Here is an 18655-nt window from a genome sequence, read left to right as displayed (position 1 = left end):
CCGATCACGGTAGACCACCCGTTGGCGCGCTACTGGTGTTCGGCCGACAGGTACGGCGTCTCGCGCAGGTAGTACGCCCCGCAGGTGTGGCAGCACAGCTCCGGCGTCTTGCCCCAGTCCACCGGCTCCCGCACCTGCGCGCCCGGGTCGAGCTCCCGGCCGCACATCGCCACGCTCTCCGCCCCCCGGACCATGTGCCACAACCGCACCCCGCCGGTCGCACCCCCGGCCCCGTACTCGGCTCGCATCTGGTGCTTCATGCGGCCATCGTCCGGCCCCCCGGCCACCCCGGCAACCGGTGGCCGAACGGGCGTGCTGGGCAGCATCGATCACTTAGCGCCAAATCCGATCGAAACCAGCCACCCGCAACCGGTAGGGTTCGCGGGCGCGACCAGCGCCGACGGCCCTGCCGGAGGTCTCAAGTCGCCCGAAATCAACCCCATTTACCCCAATCTGGAGCTTCTCAACGTGCGCTCTTCTCGCCTTCTGGCCGCGTCCGCGCTGATGGCGCTCTCCTTCGGCACCACGGTCGGCGCCGTCAGCGCGAGTGCGGTCGGAGTCCCCTCCTCCCCGCCCCCCACCTCCAGCACGGCCACCCCGAGCGCCCCCGCGCCGAGCACCCCCGCGCCGAGCACCCCGGCCCCGAGCACCACCCCGAGCGCCCCCGCCACGGCGACTCCGAGCACCACCCCCAGCCACACCGCGACGGCCACCCCCACCAACCGGCCGTCCACCCTGCCGATGCCGACCCCGACCAACAGCATGCGATGCCACGGCGGCGTCTACCAGAGCCCGCTGCTCAAGGTCACCGGCTCCGGCCTGTACGGCACCACCCTGGTCAAGGGCGGACCGGCCGCCGAGCTGAGCGTGACCTGGCAGAACAACAGCGGCGTCGATCTGCCCGTCGTCCACAACTCGCTCTACGTCACCGACGAGTTCGACGGGGACTACCCCGTCCAGTGGAGCACCGAGTTCTTCGACGTGCAGCTGAACACCGGCTCCGGCTGGAAGCCCGCAAAGCTCGACGACCGCGACCTCCAGTCGCCGGACATCAAGCTGGCCAAGGGCGAGAAGATCACCTACCAGGTCCGGATCGCCGCCACCGCCAAGGCCCCGGTCGGGAACTACGGCGCCAACTACGACGCCGGCTCCGACGCGTTCGACAACGACAAGGTGCCCACCCCGGCCAACGACAAGCCGAACGCCTGCACCCAGTTCTACAACCCCTTCGAGGGCAAGTTCCGGGTCGCCGAGGCCGGTGGCGCCAGCAGCACCCCCGCGGCCGCCGGCCACGGTTCGGCCTCCGCCTCGCCGTCGGCGGGCCCGCACCTGGCCGAGACCGGCGCCGACTCCAACACCCTGCCGATCGCCCTCGGCGGCGCCGCCGTCCTGGCGGCCGGCGCCGGCACCGTGTTCGTCCTGCGCCGCCGCAAGGCCGGCGCGCACAGCTGACCCCTGCACCCGGGTGAACGCCGGGGGCGCGGACCGTGGTCCGCGCCCCCGGCGTTCGTCGTATCAGTTCGTCGTCATCGGTTCGCCGTGTCAGGACGCTGCCCGCAACAAGGCGCCGTCCTGCCACTTGAGGATCTTGTCGAAACTCACGATGGCGCCCCGGAGCGGGTGGTTGCGGAGCTGGACGTGGTCGGTGAGGGCGTGGATGAGGAAGAGGCCCCGGCCGGATTCGGCGGTGAGGTCCGGGAGGGTGTCGAGGTCCACGGGGCGCAGCGTGGGCGCCGCGGGGCGGGCGGGGAGGACGTGGGTGTCGTAGGGGTGGCCGTCGCGCCGGGGCTGGTGGGCGGTGAGGACGCGGGCCGGGACGGTGGCGCGGCCGCGGCGGGGGCGGCGGTGCGCGGCCGGGCGGGGCGGCGGCGGGGGGACGGGGCGGCGGCGCAGCGCCGGGGCGGGGGTGCCGACGGGGCCGGGCAGGCCGGGGCCGGAATCGATGACCTCGATCCGCAGGCGGTCGCCGCTGATCGAGGCGGTGACCTGGAAGCCGCCGTCGGGCCGCCCGCAGGCACCGTGCTCGACGGCGTTGGCGCAGGCCTCGCTGAGGGCGACGCCGAGGTCGTGGGCGATCTGCGGGTCGACGCCCGCCGTCGCCATGGCACCGAGCAGGATGCGCCGGGCCAGCGGGACGCTGGCCGGGTCGCGCTTGAGGTGCAGAGTCCACCAGATGTCCACGGGAGGTCCCTCCTGGCTGCGGCTCCACATACAACTAGGTATCTCCGGGCGATTCGGCGGTGAACCGTGCCCGGGGCCCGCTGCCGCCCGTTCGGCGGATGGACTGAGGCCGTGGATTGTGCCGAGTGGCGCACTCGCCGGCCTGCACGCCGCTGCCGAACGGGGCATTCGTAGGGATTTCCCACCCTGCCCACGCGGGCGAGGTAGGCGGTGAGATGATGTCTCGGCCATGACTGCCCTCCCCGCCGCCCCGCTCCCGGGCGCCCTCGCACCGGATGCGCCGGTGGGGGCCGCCGCCTGGGACCTGCGGCTTGCCCGGGCCGTCCCGTTCGCCCTGGTGTGCACGTTGATAGCGGCTGCCGGGCACGCCCTGGCGGGTGGCGGGAACGTGCCGCCGGCCGCGTTGGCGACGGGCTTCGCCGCGGTGCTGGTGCTCGCGGTGGCCTGCGGTGGGCGGGAGCGTTCGCTGACGGCCATCGCCGGTGCGCTGGGCGCGGGGCAGCTCGGGCTGCACTGCCTGTTCCACAGCTTCAACGGCCACGCCGCGATCGGCGGCATGGCCGGCATGCACCACGGCGGCTCCGGTCCGCTGACCCTGCCGACCGTGGCGGGCCGGCTGATCTGCAACGAGGCGCGCCCCGGCACGCTGGCCGGCCTGCCGGGGAGCCCGACCGCCGAGCAGCTGGTCTCCTCGGCGGGCCTGGACCCGAACGCGTACGCCGTCGCCCCGTGGTGGCAGGGCGGCGTGTTCGGGATGACGCCGTCGATGCTGGCCGGGCACCTGGCCGCCGCGCTGGTCGCGGGCTGGTGGCTGCGGCGCGGTGAGGCGGCGCTGTGGCGGCTGGTGCGGGTGACCGCGTCGGCGGCCCGGGAGCACTGGGCGGCGCCGCTGCGGTCGGCGCTGGTGCTGGTGGCGGCGCTGCTGCGCGGCCTGTTCGGCGCGGCCGGTCCGGCCCGCCGGTTCGGCGTCCGGGGCGGGGAGAGTCCGCTTCCGGCGGGTGCCGCGCTGCGGCACAGCGTGGTGCGGCGCGGTCCGCCGCTCGGGGCCTTCGCGTACTGATCCGGCTCCTGGCGCCCCGTTCGTGTCGGGCCCCGGTCGTGCGCAGCGTCCCGGGCCGGTCCCGTGTGTCCCCGACATCCCGTGTGTCCCCGACACGCCGACGGCCCCCGGTTCCGCCCCCACACGTCCCCAGCACGTCCCCACGCGCGGCCCCGCCGAGGCACGGTCTTCCCGTCGCCCGGACGCGGGCCGGTCCGCCGAGCTCCGATCGGAGACACCGCATCATGCGTTCCCTTCCCACCCGCCGTCTCGCCGCCGTCGCCCTCACCGCCGCCGCCTCCGTGGTGGCGCTGGCCGGTCCCGCGTTCGCGCACGTCACCGTGAACCCGGGTGCGGCCGCCCAGGGCGGCTACACGGCCGTCGACTTCCGGGTGCCGAACGAGAGCGACGCCGCCGGCACGGTGAAGCTGGAGGTCAACCTCCCGCTGGACCACCCGCTGGCCTCCGTCCGCACCCTGCCGCTGCCGGGCTGGACCGCGACCGTCGAGAAGGCGAAGCTCGACAAGCCGATCAAGGTGCACGGCAGCGACGTCAACGAGGCCGTCTCCAAGATCACCTGGACCGCCGACGCCGGCACCAAGATCGCCCCCGGTCAGTTCCAGGAGTTCCGGGTCTCGATCGGCCCGCTGCCGTCCGACGCCGACAGCATGGTCTTCAAGACCCTGCAGACCTACGACAACGGCGACATCGTCCGCTGGATCGACGAGTCCAAGGACGGCCAGCCCGAGCCGGCCCACCCGGCCCCCGTCCTGAAGCTCACCAAGGCCGCCGCCGGTGAGGACGCCCACGGCGGCGTCACTGCCTCCCCCTCCGCGGGCGCCCATGGCGACAGCTCCGACCACGCCGCGGCCCCGGCCGGCGCCAAGTCCAGCGACTCCACCGCCCGGGTGCTCGGCGTGGTCGGCATCGTGGTCGGCGTGATCGGCACCGCCGTCGGCGTGCTCGGCCTGCGCCGCCGGAGCAGCGGCTCCGCCTCCTGACCCACCCCGCCGGCGGGGCCGTACCCACGCCCCGGGTACGGTCCCGCCGGCGGTCCCACCCCGCACGATCGGATCTCCCATGCTCCGCACCACCCGCACCACCCGCCTGGCCGGCGCGGCCGCCGTCGCGCTCGCCGCCGCCCTGACGCTGACCGCCTGCGGCTCCTCCGGGGGCGGCTCGACCGCCGCCAAGGTCGTCCAGCAGAAGTCCGACTCGCCGTACCAGGGCACGGTGCTCACCAAGAACTTCGAGAAGCCCGACCTCCAGCTGACCGACACCTCCGGCCAGCCGTACGACCTGCGGCAGCAGACCAACGGCAAGACCACGCTGCTGTTCTTCGGCTACACCAGCTGCCCGGACGTCTGCCCGACCACCATGGGCGACATCGGCGTCGCGATGAAGGCGCTCCCGGCCGAGGAGCGGCAGAAGGTCAACGTCGTCTTCGTCTCCACCGACCCGCAGCGCGACACCCCCAAGGTGCTGCGCACCTGGCTGGACTCGATGGGCAGCGACTTCATAGGCCTGACCGGCGACCTGGCCAAGGTGAAGACGGCCGCCAGGTCGCTCGGCATCATGATCGAGGACCCGGTGGTCAACGCGGACGGCACCGTCACCTCGACCCACGGCGCGCAGGTGCTGGCCTTCCTCCCCTCGGACGACAAGGCGCACGTGCTCTACCTGAGCGGCACCGAGGAGAAGACCTACGAGCACGACCTGCCGCTGCTCGCCAAGGGGGTCGCGGCATGAAGGCCTCGACCGGCCACGCCCCGGCCGGCCGCGCGACCCTCGGCTTCCGACGGACGGCGCTCACGGGCGCGGTACTGGCGACGGCCCTGGGCGGCGGCGCCATCCTGGTCGCCTGCGGGGCAGGCGGTCAGGGCGGTGCCGGCGGCGGGGCGGCGAAGCTGAGCGTCGCCGACTCCTACATCCCGCTGCCCCCGGCCGGCGGGATGGCCGCCGGCTACCTGACCGTCCGCAACGACGGCGGGCAGGACCAGCTGGTCAAGGTGAGCAGCCCGGGCGCCGAGTCCGTCACCATGCACCGCTCGACCCCGTCGAGCATGGAGCAGGTCCCGAGCCTGGACGTGCCCGCGCACGGCGCGTTGGAGTTCGCCCGCGGCGGCACCCACCTGATGATCATGGGATGGCAGAAGGCCCCCGCCCTCGGCGACGAGCTGGAGCTCGACCTGACCTTCGCCAAGTCCGGCACCCTGTCGGTCAAGGTGCCGGTCAAGGAGCTCACCTACCGCCCCGGCCAGAGTTAAGGGGACCGCCAGCATGGAGAAGGCCGCCCACCGCCGCATCGCCGGACTGCTCGGGACGCTCGGCGCGCTGCTCGCGCTGATGCTCGCCGGCGCCGGACCGGCCGCCGCGCACGCCACCCTGGAGTCCACCGACCCGCACCAGAACTCGGTGGTCGCCACCGCCCCGCAGGCGGTCACGCTGACCTTCAGCGAGTCCGTGTCGCTGTCCAGCGACTCGGTGCGGGTGCTCGACCCGGCCGGCAAGGCGGTGGACACCGGCAACCCCGGGCACGCCGACGGCAAGGCGGACACCGCCCGGGTCGGACTGAACAGCGGGCTCGCCAACGGCACGTACACCGTCGCCTGGCGGGCCGTCTCGGAGGACTCGCACCCGATCGGCGGCGCGTTCACCTTCTCCATCGGCGCGCCCTCGGACACCTCGGTGTCCGCCACCGCGCTCCAGGGCGCCAAGGCCGACGGCCTGGTCTCCGCCCTCTACGGCACCGGGCGCACCGTCGCGTACGCGGCGTTCGCGCTGCTCGCCGGCGTCGCCGCGTTCGTGCTGATCTGCTGGCCGGAGGGCGCCGCCCGGCGCCGGATGCAGCGGCTGCTGATGACCGGCTGGGCGGCGCTGCTGGCCTCCACCGTCGCGGTGCTGATGCTGCGCGGCCCGTACGAGCGCGGTTCGGGGATCGGCAAGGCCCTCGACCTGTCGCTGGTGCGCGCCACCCTGGACGAGCGGATCGGCACCGCGCTGGCCGCCCGGCTGCTGCTGCTCGCGGCGAGCGGGGTGTTCCTGTCGCTGCTGGTCGGCCAGTTGGGGCAGCCGGCCCGGCCGGCGGTGCGGCCCGGCGGCGCCGGGAGCACGGGGAGCACGGGGAGCGCCGGAGGCGCGAGCGACGAGGAGGCCGAGGAGGCCGAGCTGCGGGAGCTGGAGCAGCGCGCCGCCGAGCGGCCTCAGCGCGAGGCCCGGCTGGGCCTCGGCGTCGCCGGGCTGGTGCTCTCGATCGCCCTGGCGGCGACCTGGGTCGGCGCCGACCACGCCTCGGTCGGCATCCAGGTCTGGCTGTCGCTGCCGCTCGGCATGCTGCACCTGATCGCGATGGCGCTCTGGCTGGGCGGCCTGGCCGCGTTGCTGGTCGCGCTGCGCGAGGGTGTCGGCGCGCAGGTCGTCGACCGCTTCTCGAAGGTCGCCTTCGGCTCGGTCGCGGTGCTGGCCGCCACCGGCGTCTACCAGTCCTGGCGCGGCCTCGGCAGCTGGGGCGCGCTGACCGGCACCGAGTACGGGCGGCTGCTGCTGGTGAAGACCGGCTGCGTGGCCGTGATGCTCGGCGCCGCCTGGTTCTCCCGCACCTGGCTGGCCCGGCTGCGCGCGGCCCCGGCCGAGGTGGCGGAGGTCGAGCCGGCCGCTGTGCCGGAGCCGGTCGGCGTCGCCGCCGCGCACTCCGAGGACCCGCTCCGGCAGGCCCAGCTGGCCCGCCAGCAGGCGGCCCGGGAGAGCGCCGGGCGCGAGCGCGGACTGACCCCGACCCGGGCCGGGCTGCGCCGCTCGGTGCTGGTCGAGGCACTGGTCGCGGTGGCGGTGCTGGTGGTCACCACGATGCTCACCAACTCCCCGCCCGGGCGGGTGGCGAGCGAGGTCAAGGCCGGTGCCGCCGCACCCGCCGCCGGACCGGCCGCCGGGGGCGCGCCCGCCCCGCAGACCGAGCCGGGCCGCACCGTGGAGCTCAAGCTCCCGTACGACACCAAGGGCCGCACCCCGAACGCCAAGGGGACGGCGACCGTCACCCTCAACCCGGCCCGGACCGGTCCGAACGAGGTGCACCTCGCGCTGACCGGCGCGGACGGGCAGCCGGTGGACGTCCCCGAGGTGCAGCTCGCCTTCACCCTGCCGGACCGCGACCTCGGCCCGCTGCCGGTGGCGCTCACCCCGGAGGGCACCGGCCGCTGGAGCGGCACCGCGCAGCTGCCGCTGGCCGGCACCTGGGTGGTGTCGGTGCAGATCCGCTCCTCCGACATCGACCAGACCACCCCGACCCAGCAGTTCAAGATCGGCTGACCGCGATGGAGCACACCTCGACGGACCGCACCACGGCGGACCGGGCCACGACGGACCGGGCCACGGTGCCGAGGCCCGCAGCACAGGGTGCTCAGGCGCCCGGCCGCGCCGGCTTCACCCGGCGGGCCCTGCTCGGCACCGCCGGCGCCGGGCTGCTGGCCGGCGCCGGAGCCGGCGCCGCCGGGGCGGTCGCCCTGGACCGCCACCCCGGCGCGGCGCCCGCCGCCGGGCCGGGCGGCGCGCTCGGCGCGGCCCGGGTGCCGTTCCACGGCGAGCACCAGGCCGGCATCCTCGAACCCCAGCAGGCCCGGGTCCAGCTGGCCGCCTTCGACCTGGCCGAGGGCGTCGGCCGGGACGGGCTGCGCGCCCTGCTCCAGCGCTGGACGAAGACCGCCGAGCGGCTGACCGCCGGGGAGCCGGCCGAGGACGCCGACAACCAGGTGGCGCTGGACGCCGGCCCCTGCTCGCTCACCCTCACCGTCGGCTTCGGCGCCGCCCTGTTCGACAAGGCCGGGCTGGCCGACCGCCGCCCGCAGGCGCTCGAACCGCTGCCGCCCTTCCCCGCCGACGCGCTCGACCCCGCACGTGGCGACGGCGACCTGTTCGTCCAGATCGGCGCCGACGACGCCCTGGTGGCCGTGCACGCGCTGCGGGTGCTGCAACGCCAGGCGGCCGGCACGGCGGCGCTGCGCTGGCAGTCGGCCGGCTTCGCCCGTACGCCCGGTGCCACCGCGCGCCCGATGACCGGCCGCAACCTGATGGGCCAGATCGACGGCACCAACAACCCCCGGCCGGGCGAGGACGGCTTCGCCGCCAAGGTGTTCTGCACCGCCGGGCCGGACCGGCCGGCCTGGCTCGCCGGCGGCTCGTACCTGGTGTTCCGGCGGATCCGGATGCTGCTGGACAACTGGGAGGCGCTGCCGACCGACCGGCAGGAGCGGGTGATCGGGCGGCGCAAGTCGGACGGCGCGCCGCTCGGCGCACCCGCCGGGGCCGGCGAGCGCACCCCCGTCGACCTGGCCGCGCAGGGCCCGGACGGCGCGCTGGCGATCCCCGCCGACGCGCACGTCCGGGTGGCCGCCCCGGCCGCCAACGGCGGGGCGGCGATGCTGCGGCGCGGGTTCTCGTACCACGACGGCCTGCTGCCCGACGGCTCGCCGGACGCCGGGCTGCTCTTCCTCGCCTTCCAGGCCGACCCGCGCAAGGGCTTCACCCCGGTGCAGCGCAAGCTGGCCCGGGGGGACGGCCTCTCCCGCTTCCTGCGGCACGAGGCCAGCGGCCTGTACGCGGTGCCGCCGGGCGTCCCGGCCGGCGGCTACCTCGGCCAGCAGCTCTTCGAGTAGCACGCCCCCGGCGGTCTCCGGTCCCGGCGGTCTCCGGTCCCGGCCACCGAAACGCTTTCCTGGCCGACGGGCGGAGTCGTTATGGTGACTTCTTCGGCAACACCCCTGCCCCGGTTCCCCCCTGTTTCCCACGGAGGCGTCATGTCGGCCACCCGCTACACCTACCTCGGTCCGGCCGGCACCTTCACCGAGGCTGCGCTGCGCACCCTGCCCGAGGCCGCGACCCGGGAGCTGGTGCCGCTGGCCTCGGTACCGCTGGTGCTGGACGCGGTGCGCGGCGGGGACGCCTCCGGGGCGTTCGTCCCGATCGAGAACTCGGTCGAGGGCGCCGTCACCGCGACCAATGACGAACTCGCCGCCGGTGCACCGCTGATGATCTACCGTGAGGTGCTGCTGCCGATCTCCTTCGCGCTGCTGGTGCGGCCGGGCACCGACCTGGCGGGGGTCAAGACGGTGACCAGCCACCCGGTGGCCCAGGCGCAGGTGCGCCGCTGGCTGGCGGCCAACCTGCCGGACGCGCAGTGGGAGTCGGCCGCCTCCAACGCGGACGGCGCCCGGCTGGTCGCCGAGGGCCGCTACGACGGGGCGTTCGCGGGCGAGTTCGCGGCGCCGATCTACGGCCTGGACCCGCTGGTCAAGGACATCGCGGACGCGCAGACCGCGACCACCCGGTTCGTCCTGGTCGGCCGCCCGGGCCGGGTCTCCTCGCCGACCGGCGCGGACAAGACCTCGATGGTGGTCTGGCTGCCGGACGACCACCCGGGCGCGCTGCTGGAGCTGCTCCAGGAGTTCGCGGTGCGCGGGGTCAACCTGATGCGGATCGAGTCGCGGCCGACCGGCGAGGGCATCGGCAACTACTGCTTCCTGATCGACTGCGAGGGGCACCTGTCCGAGCGCCGGGTGGCGGAGGCCCTGATGGGGCTGAAGCGGATCAGCCCGCAGGTGCGGTTCCTCGGCTCCTATCCGCGCGCCGACCGGCAGGTCTCCACGCACCGGCGGCCGGGGACCTCGGACGACGATTTCACGGCCGCCGCCGACTGGCTCTCCCGGTGCCTCGACGGGCGCGGCGACATCTGATCCACGCGAGGGCATTGTGACGACATCTGATCGATGCCCTTTGTCTTTCCGCCCTTTTCCAATCGTTTTCTCCCGGCCGGGCGGAAGGGGGCGGGTGACCGCACCCGTCGTCCACAGGGGCCCGCGGCGCCGGAACCCGCCATCCACAGGGGCGGGGACTATCCACAGCCGAAAGTTATCCACAGGCCTGGGGATGAGTCGACAAACCGGTATAGCCACTGCAGGTTTCGGTCGGATCATTGGTTAGCGGCGTAGAGATGACTAATCGGACCAGAGTCACCCGTGTGCCAGCAAATCACCCGTCCGAGTGCTTCAATTCCCTCACCCGAGAAGGTCAAATGAGGTTTGAAACCTCAATTCCCTGGCTTCGGTGATCGGAGGGCCAACCTCCCCTTCAATCCACAGGCACCGCCCGGATCCTGTGGATAACCCCGGCCCCGCCCGTTCCCCACAGAAGTTATCCACAGGATCCGGGCGGTTATCCCCAGGGGAAAACCCGTACCGGTGGATGAGCCTCCGCCCGGTACGCTTGGGCCTGTGATTGACCTTCGCCTGCTTCGTGAGGACCCTGACCGAGTGCGCGCCTCGCAGCGCGTCCGTGGCGAGGACGTCGACCTGGTCGACGCCCTCCTCTCCGCCGACGAACGGCGCCGGTCCTCGGGCAGTCGCTTCGACGAACTGCGCAGCGAGCAGCGGACGCTCGGCAAGCAGGTCGCCCAGGCCAAGGGCGAGGAGAAGGCCGCCCTGCTGCAGCGCACCAAGGAGCTGGCCGCCGAGGTCAAGGCCGCGGACGCCGAGCAGGGCGCGGCCAAGGAGGAGGCCGATCGCCTGCTCCGCTCGCTGGCGAACCTCATCGACCCGGCCGCCCCGGTCGGCGGCGAGGAGGACTTCGTCACCCTGGAGGAGATCGGCACCCCGCGCGACTTCGCCGCCGAGGGCTTCGAGCCGCGCGACCACGTCGAGCTCGGCCAGATCCTGGGCGCGATCGACACCGAGCGCGGCGCCAAGGTCGCCGGCGCCCGCTCCTACTACCTGACCGGCGTCGGCGCGCTGCTGGAGCTCGCCCTGGTCAACATGGCCATCGCCCAGGCCACCGCGGCCGGCTTCATCCCGATGATCACCCCGACCCTGGTCCGGCCCGCCGCCATGGACGGCACCGGCTTCCTCGGCCAGGCCGCCGAGAACGTGTACCACCTCGCCGAGGACGACCGGTACCTGGTCGGCACCAGCGAGGTCCCGCTCGCCGCGTACCACATGGACGAGATCCTCGACGCCGAGAAGCTGCCGCTGCGCTACGCCGGCTACTCGTCCTGCTTCCGCCGCGAGGCCGGCACCTACGGCAAGGACACCCGCGGCATCATCCGCGTCCACCAGTTCGAGAAGGTGGAGATGTTCGTCTACACCACTCCCGAGGACGCCGAGAACGAGCACCGCCGCCTGCTCCAGTGGGAGAAGGACTTCCTCAACGCGCTGGAGCTGCCCTACCGGGTGATCGACGTCGCCTCCGGCGACCTCGGCGCCTCGGCCGCGCGCAAGTTCGACATCGAGGCCTGGATCCCGACCCAGGGCAAGTACCGCGAGGTCACCTCGACCTCCAACACCACCGAGTACCAGGCCCGCCGGCTCGCCATCCGGATGCGCGAGGAGGGCAAGACCCGCCCGCTGGCCACCCTGAACGGCACCCTGGTCGCCGTCCCGCGCACCATCGTGGCGATCCTGGAGAACCACCAGCAGGCCGACGGCTCGGTGGTCGTGCCCGAGGCACTGCGGCCGTTCCTCGGCGGGCGGACCGTCCTCGAACCGGTCAAGTAGCACCGCGCCACCCGCACCACCCGCAACTCCCGGGAGACGTACGGCCCATGAGCACCACCAGCCCCAGCCCCGTCTCCCCCAACGGTGAGCGCCCGAGCGGTGAGCGCCCGAGCGGTGGCGACCTGCCCTACCGGCTGGTCGCCACCGACCTCGACGGCACCCTGCTGACCAGCACGGAAACCGTCTCCGAGCGCACCCGCGCCGCCCTGGCCACGGCCACCGGCGCGGGCGCGCTGCACATCGTCGTCACCGGCCGCTCCGCCGCCTGGGCCCGCCCGGTCTTCGACGAGATCGGCTACACCGGGATAGCCGTCTGCGGCCAGGGCGCCCAGGTGTACGACGCCGGCGCGCACCGGCTGCTCACCTCCCTCACCCTGGACCGCCGGCTCGCCGCGCTCGCCATCGCCAAGATCGAGGCCGAGACCGGCCCGCTGGCCGTCGCCGCCAACCAGGACGGCCTGGACGGCCAGGTGCTGGCCGGCCCCGGCTACGAGCTGCTGATCGGCTCCGACCTCCCGGTCGTCCGGGTCGACCGCGACCAGCTGCTCGACGCCCCGGTGAGCAAGCTCTACATCCAGCACCCCGGCCTGACCGACGACGCGCTCGCCGAGGCCGCCCGCCGCGTCGCCGGGGACCTGGTCGGCGTCGTGATGGCCGGCGCCGGAGTGGTCGAACTGCTGCCGCTGGGCCTGTCCAAGGCCACCGGGCTGGCCGTCGCCGCCCGCCGCCTGGGCGTCCGCGGGGCCGACACCATCGCCTTCGGCGACATGCCCAACGACGTACCGATGTTCGGCTGGGCGGCCCGCGGCGTGGCGATGGCCAACGCCCACGAGGAACTGCTCGCCGTCGCCGACGAGGTCACCGCGAGCAACGACGAGGACGGCGTCGCCGTCGTCCTGGAACAGCTCTACCCGGGCGTCTAGGCCCTCCTCCTCCCGACCTCGCCGTAGTGTTCGGCGGGGGTTCACCTCCAGTTGTAGGATGACCGGGCAAGCGGTTGTAGGATGACCGATGACCGGCGTTGACCAGCGGCGCGGTGACCGACAACGAAGGGAGTACCGGCATGACCAACGACGGCAACAGCCTCCAGGCGGCCGGACGGCGCTCCCTGGTGGACACCGCGATCGACCAGCTGCGCGAACAACTGGCCGGCGGCGTCTGGCCGGTGGGATCGCAGATCCCCACCGAGCACGAACTCGCCGAGCGGCTCCAGGTCGGCCGGAACACCGTCCGGGAGGCGATCCGGGTGCTGGTGCACGCCGGCATGCTGGTCTCCCGCCAGGGCGAGGGGACGTTCGTCCGCTCCACCAGCGACCCGGCCGCCGTCCTGCGCGGCGTCCAGCGCTCGGGCATCCGGGACGTCCTGGAGGTCCGGGCCGCGCTGGAGACCGAGGCCGCCCGGCTGGCCGCGCTGCGGCACACCCGCGAGGACGTCGAGCGGATGCGGGCCGCGCTGGCCCGCGAGGCCGAGGTGATCGCCTCGCACGCCGAGCGGACCGACCGCGAGGCCACCGTCGAGCACGACCTGGAGTTCCACACCGCCATCGTCGAGGCCGCGCACAACCCGGCGCTCACCGAGGTCTACCGCTACTTCGGTGCCTCCGTGCGCGAGTCGATGACCTCGGCCTTCGGCGACCACGACATGCCCGAGGTGGCCGTGGCCACCCACGCGGCGCTGGTCGACGCGATCGAGAGCGGCGACCCGGACCGTGCCGAGGCCGCGTGTCGTGCGCTGCTCGCCGAGCCGACCGCGGCCGTCGAGCAGCTCCTCGCGGCCATCGCGGCCCGGAAGTGACGTAGGCACCCGCCTCCCTTCCGTCCTCCGCGCCCTCTCGCACATTCACGAAAGAACAGCACACCCATGGCCGTCACCCGTGCCCAGCAGCCGGTTGCCACCACGTCCCTCCCGCTTCCCGTCCGCACCCGGCTGGCCCACCCCGCGCTGCTGCTGACCGGCATCCTGCTGGTCGCGCTGAACATGCGCGCCTGCCTGGCGGCGGTGTCGCCGATGGTCGGCGAGATCCAGCGGACCTTCGGACTCTCCGCCACCGCGAGCGGACTGATCACCACCGTGCCGGTGCTGTTCCAGGGCGTCGGCGCCCCGCTCACGCCCCGGCTGACCCGGCGGTTCGGCACCGAACGGGTGGTGCTGGGCGCGGTCCTGGTGCTGGGCGCGGGCGTGCTGCTGCGGGTGCTGCCCTCGGTGGCGGCGCTGTACGCGGGCTGCGTGGTGATCGGCGTGGCCATCGCGGTGCTGAACGTGTCGATGCCGGGCCTGGTGAAGCGGGAGTTCCCGGACCGGGCGGCGGCGATGACCGGCGTCTACTCGACCACCATGCTGGTCGGCGCGACCCTGGCGGCCGGTCTGTCGGTGCCGCTGGAGCACGCCCTCGGCGGCGGCTGGCAGGCCTCGCTGGGCACCTGGTCGCTGCTCGCGCTGATCGCCGCGGTGGCCTGGCTGCCGCAGGTGCTGCGCTCCCGGCAGGAGCGGGCGGCGGCGTCCGGGGCAGCGGCCCCTGCCGGTCCTGCGGCCGGTCGTGTGGCCGGTCGTGTGGCCGGTCGTGTGGCCGAGAAGCCGATCGAGGGCATCTGGCGCTCGCCGATGGCCTGGCAGATCAGCCTCTTCATGGGCATCTCGTCGCTGCTGGTGTACACCCTGGTCGCCTGGATGCCGACCATCCTGGCCGACCACGGCATGGACCGCGGCGAGGCCGGTCTGGTCTTCGCCTTCTCCAACCTGGTGCAGGTCGCGGGCGCCTTCCTGGTGCCGCTGCTGGCCGGCCGGATGACCCGCCAGCGCGGGCTGGCGGTGGCCATGGCCGGGCTGAACGGCCTCGGCATCGCCCTGCTGCTGATCGCGCCGGTGTCCGGCGCCTGGGTGTCGGCGACCATCCTGGGCGTCGCCCAGGGCGGTTCGCTGGGCCTGGGCCTGGCCTTCATCGTGCTGCGCACCGGCAGCGCGGCCGGCGCCGCCCAGCTGGGCGGGATGTCGCAGGCGGTCGGCTACCTGGTCGCGGCGGCGGGCCCGGTCGGCGCCGGCGCGCTGCACCAGCTCACCGGCGGCTGGACGGCCACCCTGGTGCTGATGCTGGTGCTGGCCACCGTGGTCGGCGCGGCCGGCTGGGGCGCGGGCCGCAACCGGACGCTCGGCTAGCACCTCCGCTCGGGCCGACCCCGACTGCCCCGGGTCGGCCCCGGCCGGCTACTCCTCGGCGGCCAGGGTCAGTCCGGCCAGCTTCACCGAGGCCAGCACCGTCGCCGCCACGGTGACCGCCAGCAGCAGCGGGACGGCCACCCCGAGCGAGACGTCGGCGCCGATCGCGGCGTCCCCGGCGACCGCCTCGGCCACCGACCGGCCCCACTGCTGGACGCTCAGCGTCCGGGCGCCCGACACGAAGTTGCCGATCAACGACTCCCAGACCAGCGCGTACCCCAGCCCGGCCACCACCGCGTGCCGGGTGACCACGCCGAGCAGCAGGAACAGCGCGCTGTACGCCGCCCCGGCGACCAGCACGGCCACGGTGTAGCCGAGCGCGATGCCGTCCCTGGTGCCGATCAGCAGCAGGCCGCAGAGCAGCGTCGGGAGGGCGGCGAACACCCAGGTGGTGCCGATCGCGACGACCAGCTTGGTGGTGACGATCTTCCACCGCGGCAGCGGCTTGGCCAGCAGGTAGACGATCGAGCCGTCGTCGATCTCGGTGGCGATCACGCCGGTGCCGACGACCAGGCCGAGGATCGGCACCAGGGTGCCGAGGCCGAGCTGCCCGAGGATCTTGACGGTGAGGTCGTGCTCGTTCCCGCTGGCGGTGCCGCTCGCGACGGCCGAGATGACCAGCAGCAGGGCGGGGACCACCAGCAGCAGGAGGCCGCGGCGGCGGCCCAGCAGGCCGCGCAGGGTCAGCCTGGCGACGGTCGGGTTCATGGTCGGTCGGCCCTTTCCTGGGTCCGGTACGGGAGTTCGGTGGCTCGGACGCCGGGCCTCGCGCGGACGCCGGGCCTCACGCGGACGCCGGGCCTCACGCGGACACCGGGCCTCACACGGACACCAGGTAGGCGAAGACGCTCTCCAGCGACTCGTCCGCCGGCGAGACGGTGTACAGCCGGATGTCCGCCTCCCGGGCGACCCGGGGCAGCAGGGTGGTGAAGCCCTGGAAGTTCACCGCCTCGATCCGCAGCGCCCGTTCCCGCGCGTCCACCTCGACACCGGTCGTGGAGCCGTCGGCGATCAGCGCGGCGGCCAGCCGGCGGTCGTCGCTGGAGCGGACCAGGTAGCGGTGCGGCCGGTCGGTCATCAGCCGGCGGATCTTCCGGAAGTCGCCCGAGGCGGCGTGCCGGCCGGCCACCACGACCTCGATGTGCCGGGCCAGTTGCTCGACCTCCTCCAGGATGTGGGAGGAGAACAGCACCGTCCGGCCGTCCGCGCCGAACCGGCGCAGCAGCTCCATCAGCTGGAGCCGCTGGCGCGGGTCCATGCCGTTGAACGGCTCGTCGAGCAGCAGCACGGCCGGGTCGTGGACCAGCGCGGAGGCCATCTTGACCCGCTGCTTCATGCCCTTGGAGTACGTCCCGGTGCGGCGGTCCTTGGCGTAGGCCATCTCCACCAGGTCCAGGGCGCGCCGGGCGGCGGCGCCCGGGTCGGCGAGACCGTGCAGTTCGGCGTTGGCGAGCACGAACTCCCAGCCGGTCAGGTAGTCGTACATCGACTCCCGCTCCGGGACCAGGCCGATCTGCCGGTACACCTGCTGGTTGCGCCAGATCGGCGCGCCGTCCAGGGTGACCGCCCCGCTGGAGGGCGAGAGGAAGCCGCTCATCATGTGGATGAGGGTCGACTTGCCCGCGCCGTTCGGACCGAGCAGGCCGGTGATGCCTGGGCCGATCGTCATACTGATGTCGTTGACGGCGACCACGTTCCCGAACCAGCGGGAGACCTTGTCGATGGTGATGGTGGCCATGACGCCCTCTCAAACTCCTCGGTTCATCAGACGCTGCGGTAGCGGCGCAGCAGCAGCCCGTACGAGCCGGACACCATCGCGAGGACGGCGGCGGTGAAGACGACCACGCCGAGCCCGCCGGGCGCGTGCATCCGGCCGTCCATCCCGCCGACGTCGAAGAGCTGGTTGGTCAGGCTCTCCACCAGGTCGTTCGGCGACAGCAGCGCGATCCACTGGGCGGAGTCCGGGACGGTGAGCTCGGTGGCGGTGCCGATCCGGGTCAGGATCGCCACCACGGCCGTGCTGATCGCCAGGTAGCCCATGATCCCGGCCACCCCGAAGCCGCGGCGCGGGGTCGCGGCGGCGACCACCAGCGCCACCGAGGTCGGCACCAGGGAGTACAGCAGGGCGGCGACCAGGCCGGACAGGAAGTGCCCGGTGTTGTGCCCGAAGTCCAGCCCGCCGAGCAGCGCCCCGATGTAGAGGACCAGCAACGGCGCCGCCATCAGCAGGAACTGGGCGCTGACCATGGCGGCGAACTTGGCCCGGACGTAGTCGGCGCGGGTGATCGGGCGGGAGAAGTACAGCGGGACGGTGTGGTGCCGGAGATCCCGGGAGAACAGCACCGGCGCCTGCGAGGCCAGGAAGATCGACACGACCAGCACGAACGAGGACAGGTACCGCGGGTAGTCCAGCGGCAGCTCCTTCGCGCTGGTGGCGAGCGCGATCGCCACCATGACCACGGCCGGCATCGTGACCACGCCGAGCACCAGCATCGGCAGCACCTTGGACTTGCCGGAGCGCCCGAGCCCGTACGCGGCGCGCAGGCTCTGGGTGAACAGCGAGCGGGTGGCGTAGGCCCGGCCGAGCCGGGGCCCGGTGTAGCCGCGGTAGCCGATGTCGTGGATGACGCCGGTGTCGGCGGACCTGGTGTCAGGAGGCAGCGACATCGTCCGTCCCTCCCCTGTTCTCGTCGGTGAAGAGTTCGGCGACCCGGTGGCGGCGCTGCTCCAGCCGGACCAGGCCGAGACCCAGGCCGGCGACGGTGTCGCGGATGGTGTCGTAGGTGTCGTCGCCGGCCAGCCGGACCAGCAGCAGGTGCGAGCCCTCCGGCTGGACGGACAGCCCGGCGGCGGCCAGCCGTTCGCGGACGGCGTCGCCCGGCTCCGGGACGGCGTCCTGCGGGTGGTCCGTCACCTCGACCGCCAGGACGGCCGTCGCCTCGGTGAAGGAGGCGGTGGAGGAGGAGCGCAGCAGCTTGCCGCCGTCGATCACGACCAGGTGGTCGCAGGTGCGCTCCAGCTCGCCGAGCAGGTGGGTGGTGACCAGCACCGAGATCCCGAAGTCGGTGTGCACCCGGCGGATCAGGCCCAGCATCTCGTCCCGGCCGGCCGGGTCGAGGCCGTTGGTCGGCTCGTCCAGCAGCACCAGCTTCGGGTCGTGCACCAGCGCCTGGGCGAGCTTGACCCGCTGCTTCATGCCGGTCGAGTACCCGCCCATCGGCCGGTACCGCTCCTCGTACAGGCCGACGTGCCGCAGGGTGTCCGCGGTGCGCTCACGGGCGGCGGTGGCCGGCAGCCCCGCCATCCGCGCCATGTGCACCACGAACTCGGTCGCCGACACGTCGGGTGGCAGGCAGTCGTGTTCGGGCATGTAGCCGACCCGTTCGCGGATCTCCGGGCCCCGGGTGGCGACGTCCAGGCCGAGGACCTCGCCGCGGCCGGACGTCGCCGGGGCGAGGCCGAGCAGGATCTTGATGAGGGTGGACTTGCCCGCCCCGTTGGCCCCGACCAGCCCGACCACCCCGGGCCGCACCTCGACGGTGAGCTGGTCGAGGGCGGTGACCCGGGGGAACCTCTTGGTGAGGCCGTCCGTCTTGATGACAGCAGTGGACACCTGCTCAACGTAACGGGCCTACGCGCCAAGGGCTATGAGCTGGAATGACGAGCCCGTCTGCTGCTGCGGTA

The 18655-nt window shown here is 73.7% G+C and carries 18 protein-coding genes; 12 read left to right on the top strand and 6 right to left on the bottom strand.

What is annotated here, in order from left to right; all coding sequences use genetic code 11:
* Positions 1-29 precede the first annotated feature (29 nt).
* Positions 30-260, bottom strand: a complete 231-nt coding sequence (locus AB0P03_RS07660) for a hypothetical protein (RefSeq protein WP_350880659.1) — start codon at positions 258-260, stop codon at positions 30-32.
* A gap of 208 nt (positions 261-468) precedes the next feature.
* Here AB0P03_RS07660 and AB0P03_RS07655 point away from each other — a divergent pair, with 208 nt between their 5' ends.
* The gene (locus AB0P03_RS07655) at positions 469-1452 is read left to right on the top strand and encodes an LAETG motif-containing sortase-dependent surface protein (RefSeq protein WP_363628059.1); all 984 of its coding nucleotides are present in this window, start codon (positions 469-471) and stop codon (positions 1450-1452) included.
* Between the two features lie 90 nt (positions 1453-1542).
* On the opposite strand, the gene AB0P03_RS07650 is transcribed toward AB0P03_RS07655, so the two are convergent.
* Positions 1543-2181 carry an ATP-binding protein gene (locus AB0P03_RS07650; RefSeq protein ID WP_363628058.1) on the bottom strand — a complete coding sequence of 213 codons (639 nt, stop codon included), beginning with the start codon at positions 2179-2181 and terminating at the stop codon, positions 1543-1545.
* Between the two features lie 229 nt (positions 2182-2410).
* Between AB0P03_RS07650 and AB0P03_RS07645 the strand changes: the two genes are divergently transcribed.
* From AB0P03_RS07645 to AB0P03_RS07595, 11 genes are all read left to right on the top strand, one after another.
* Positions 2411-3241 carry a hypothetical protein gene (locus tag AB0P03_RS07645; protein WP_363581468.1) on the top strand — a complete coding sequence of 277 codons (831 nt, stop codon included), beginning with the start codon at positions 2411-2413 and terminating at the stop codon, positions 3239-3241.
* A 224-nt stretch (positions 3242-3465) separates the two neighbouring features.
* The gene (locus tag AB0P03_RS07640) at positions 3466-4221 is read left to right on the top strand and encodes a YcnI family protein (RefSeq protein ID WP_363581470.1); all 756 of its coding nucleotides are present in this window, start codon (positions 3466-3468) and stop codon (positions 4219-4221) included.
* Positions 4222-4300: 79 nt separating this feature from the next.
* A complete protein-coding gene (locus AB0P03_RS07635) occupies positions 4301-4969 on the top strand; it encodes an SCO family protein (RefSeq protein ID WP_363581472.1) in 669 nt (222 codons plus the stop codon).
* Positions 4966-5487, top strand: a complete 522-nt coding sequence (locus AB0P03_RS07630; protein WP_363581474.1) for a copper chaperone PCu(A)C — start codon at positions 4966-4968, stop codon at positions 5485-5487. Before AB0P03_RS07635 ends, AB0P03_RS07630 begins: the two co-directional genes overlap by 4 nt.
* Positions 5488-5500: 13 nt before the next feature.
* Entirely contained in the window at positions 5501-7525 is a 2025-nt protein-coding gene (locus AB0P03_RS07625) for a FixH family protein (protein WP_363628057.1), read from the top strand.
* Between the two features lie 5 nt (positions 7526-7530).
* Positions 7531-8868 (top strand): iron uptake transporter deferrochelatase/peroxidase subunit, encoded by a 1338-nt coding sequence (gene efeB, locus AB0P03_RS07620; RefSeq protein ID WP_363628056.1) that lies wholly within the window; start codon positions 7531-7533, stop codon positions 8866-8868.
* Between the two features lie 141 nt (positions 8869-9009).
* Positions 9010-9945, top strand: coding sequence for a prephenate dehydratase (gene pheA, locus AB0P03_RS07615; RefSeq protein ID WP_363581480.1), 936 nt, complete (start codon positions 9010-9012; stop codon positions 9943-9945).
* A 537-nt stretch (positions 9946-10482) separates the two neighbouring features.
* On the top strand, positions 10483-11757 hold the full coding sequence (gene serS, locus AB0P03_RS07610) for a serine--tRNA ligase (RefSeq protein WP_363581482.1): 1275 nt from the start codon (positions 10483-10485) through the stop codon (positions 11755-11757).
* Between the two features lie 47 nt (positions 11758-11804).
* Entirely contained in the window at positions 11805-12680 is an 876-nt protein-coding gene (locus tag AB0P03_RS07605; RefSeq protein WP_363581484.1) for an HAD family hydrolase, read from the top strand.
* Between the two features lie 140 nt (positions 12681-12820).
* Positions 12821-13552: a FadR/GntR family transcriptional regulator gene (locus AB0P03_RS07600; protein WP_063351236.1), complete on the top strand. Its 732-nt coding sequence runs from the start codon at positions 12821-12823 to the stop codon at positions 13550-13552.
* Between the two features lie 66 nt (positions 13553-13618).
* Positions 13619-14911, top strand: a complete 1293-nt coding sequence (locus AB0P03_RS07595; RefSeq protein WP_363628055.1) for an MFS transporter — start codon at positions 13619-13621, stop codon at positions 14909-14911.
* Between the two features lie 48 nt (positions 14912-14959).
* On the opposite strand, the gene AB0P03_RS07590 is transcribed toward AB0P03_RS07595, so the two are convergent.
* From AB0P03_RS07590 to AB0P03_RS07575, 4 genes are all read right to left on the bottom strand, one after another.
* The gene (locus tag AB0P03_RS07590) at positions 14960-15679 is read right to left on the bottom strand and encodes an ABC transporter permease subunit (RefSeq protein ID WP_063348377.1); all 720 of its coding nucleotides are present in this window, start codon (positions 15677-15679) and stop codon (positions 14960-14962) included.
* A 112-nt stretch (positions 15680-15791) separates the two neighbouring features.
* Complete coding sequence (locus AB0P03_RS07585) at positions 15792-16709, bottom strand: ABC transporter ATP-binding protein (RefSeq protein ID WP_363628054.1); 918 nt, start codon at positions 16707-16709, stop codon at positions 15792-15794.
* A 26-nt stretch (positions 16710-16735) separates the two neighbouring features.
* Positions 16736-17638: an ABC-2 transporter permease gene (locus AB0P03_RS07580; RefSeq protein ID WP_363581492.1), complete on the bottom strand. Its 903-nt coding sequence runs from the start codon at positions 17636-17638 to the stop codon at positions 16736-16738.
* On the bottom strand, positions 17622-18584 hold the full coding sequence (locus AB0P03_RS07575; RefSeq protein WP_363581494.1) for an ABC transporter ATP-binding protein: 963 nt from the start codon (positions 18582-18584) through the stop codon (positions 17622-17624). The genes AB0P03_RS07580 and AB0P03_RS07575 overlap by 17 nt, the downstream gene beginning before the upstream one ends.
* Positions 18585-18655 lie beyond the last annotated feature (71 nt).

Source organism: Kitasatospora sp. NPDC088779, from assembly GCF_040685395.1.
Classification (GTDB): Bacteria; Actinomycetota; Actinomycetes; order Streptomycetales; family Streptomycetaceae; genus Kitasatospora.
The sequence above is the reverse complement of the archived record's forward strand: the minus strand, read 5'-3'. Positions and strand labels throughout refer to the sequence as shown.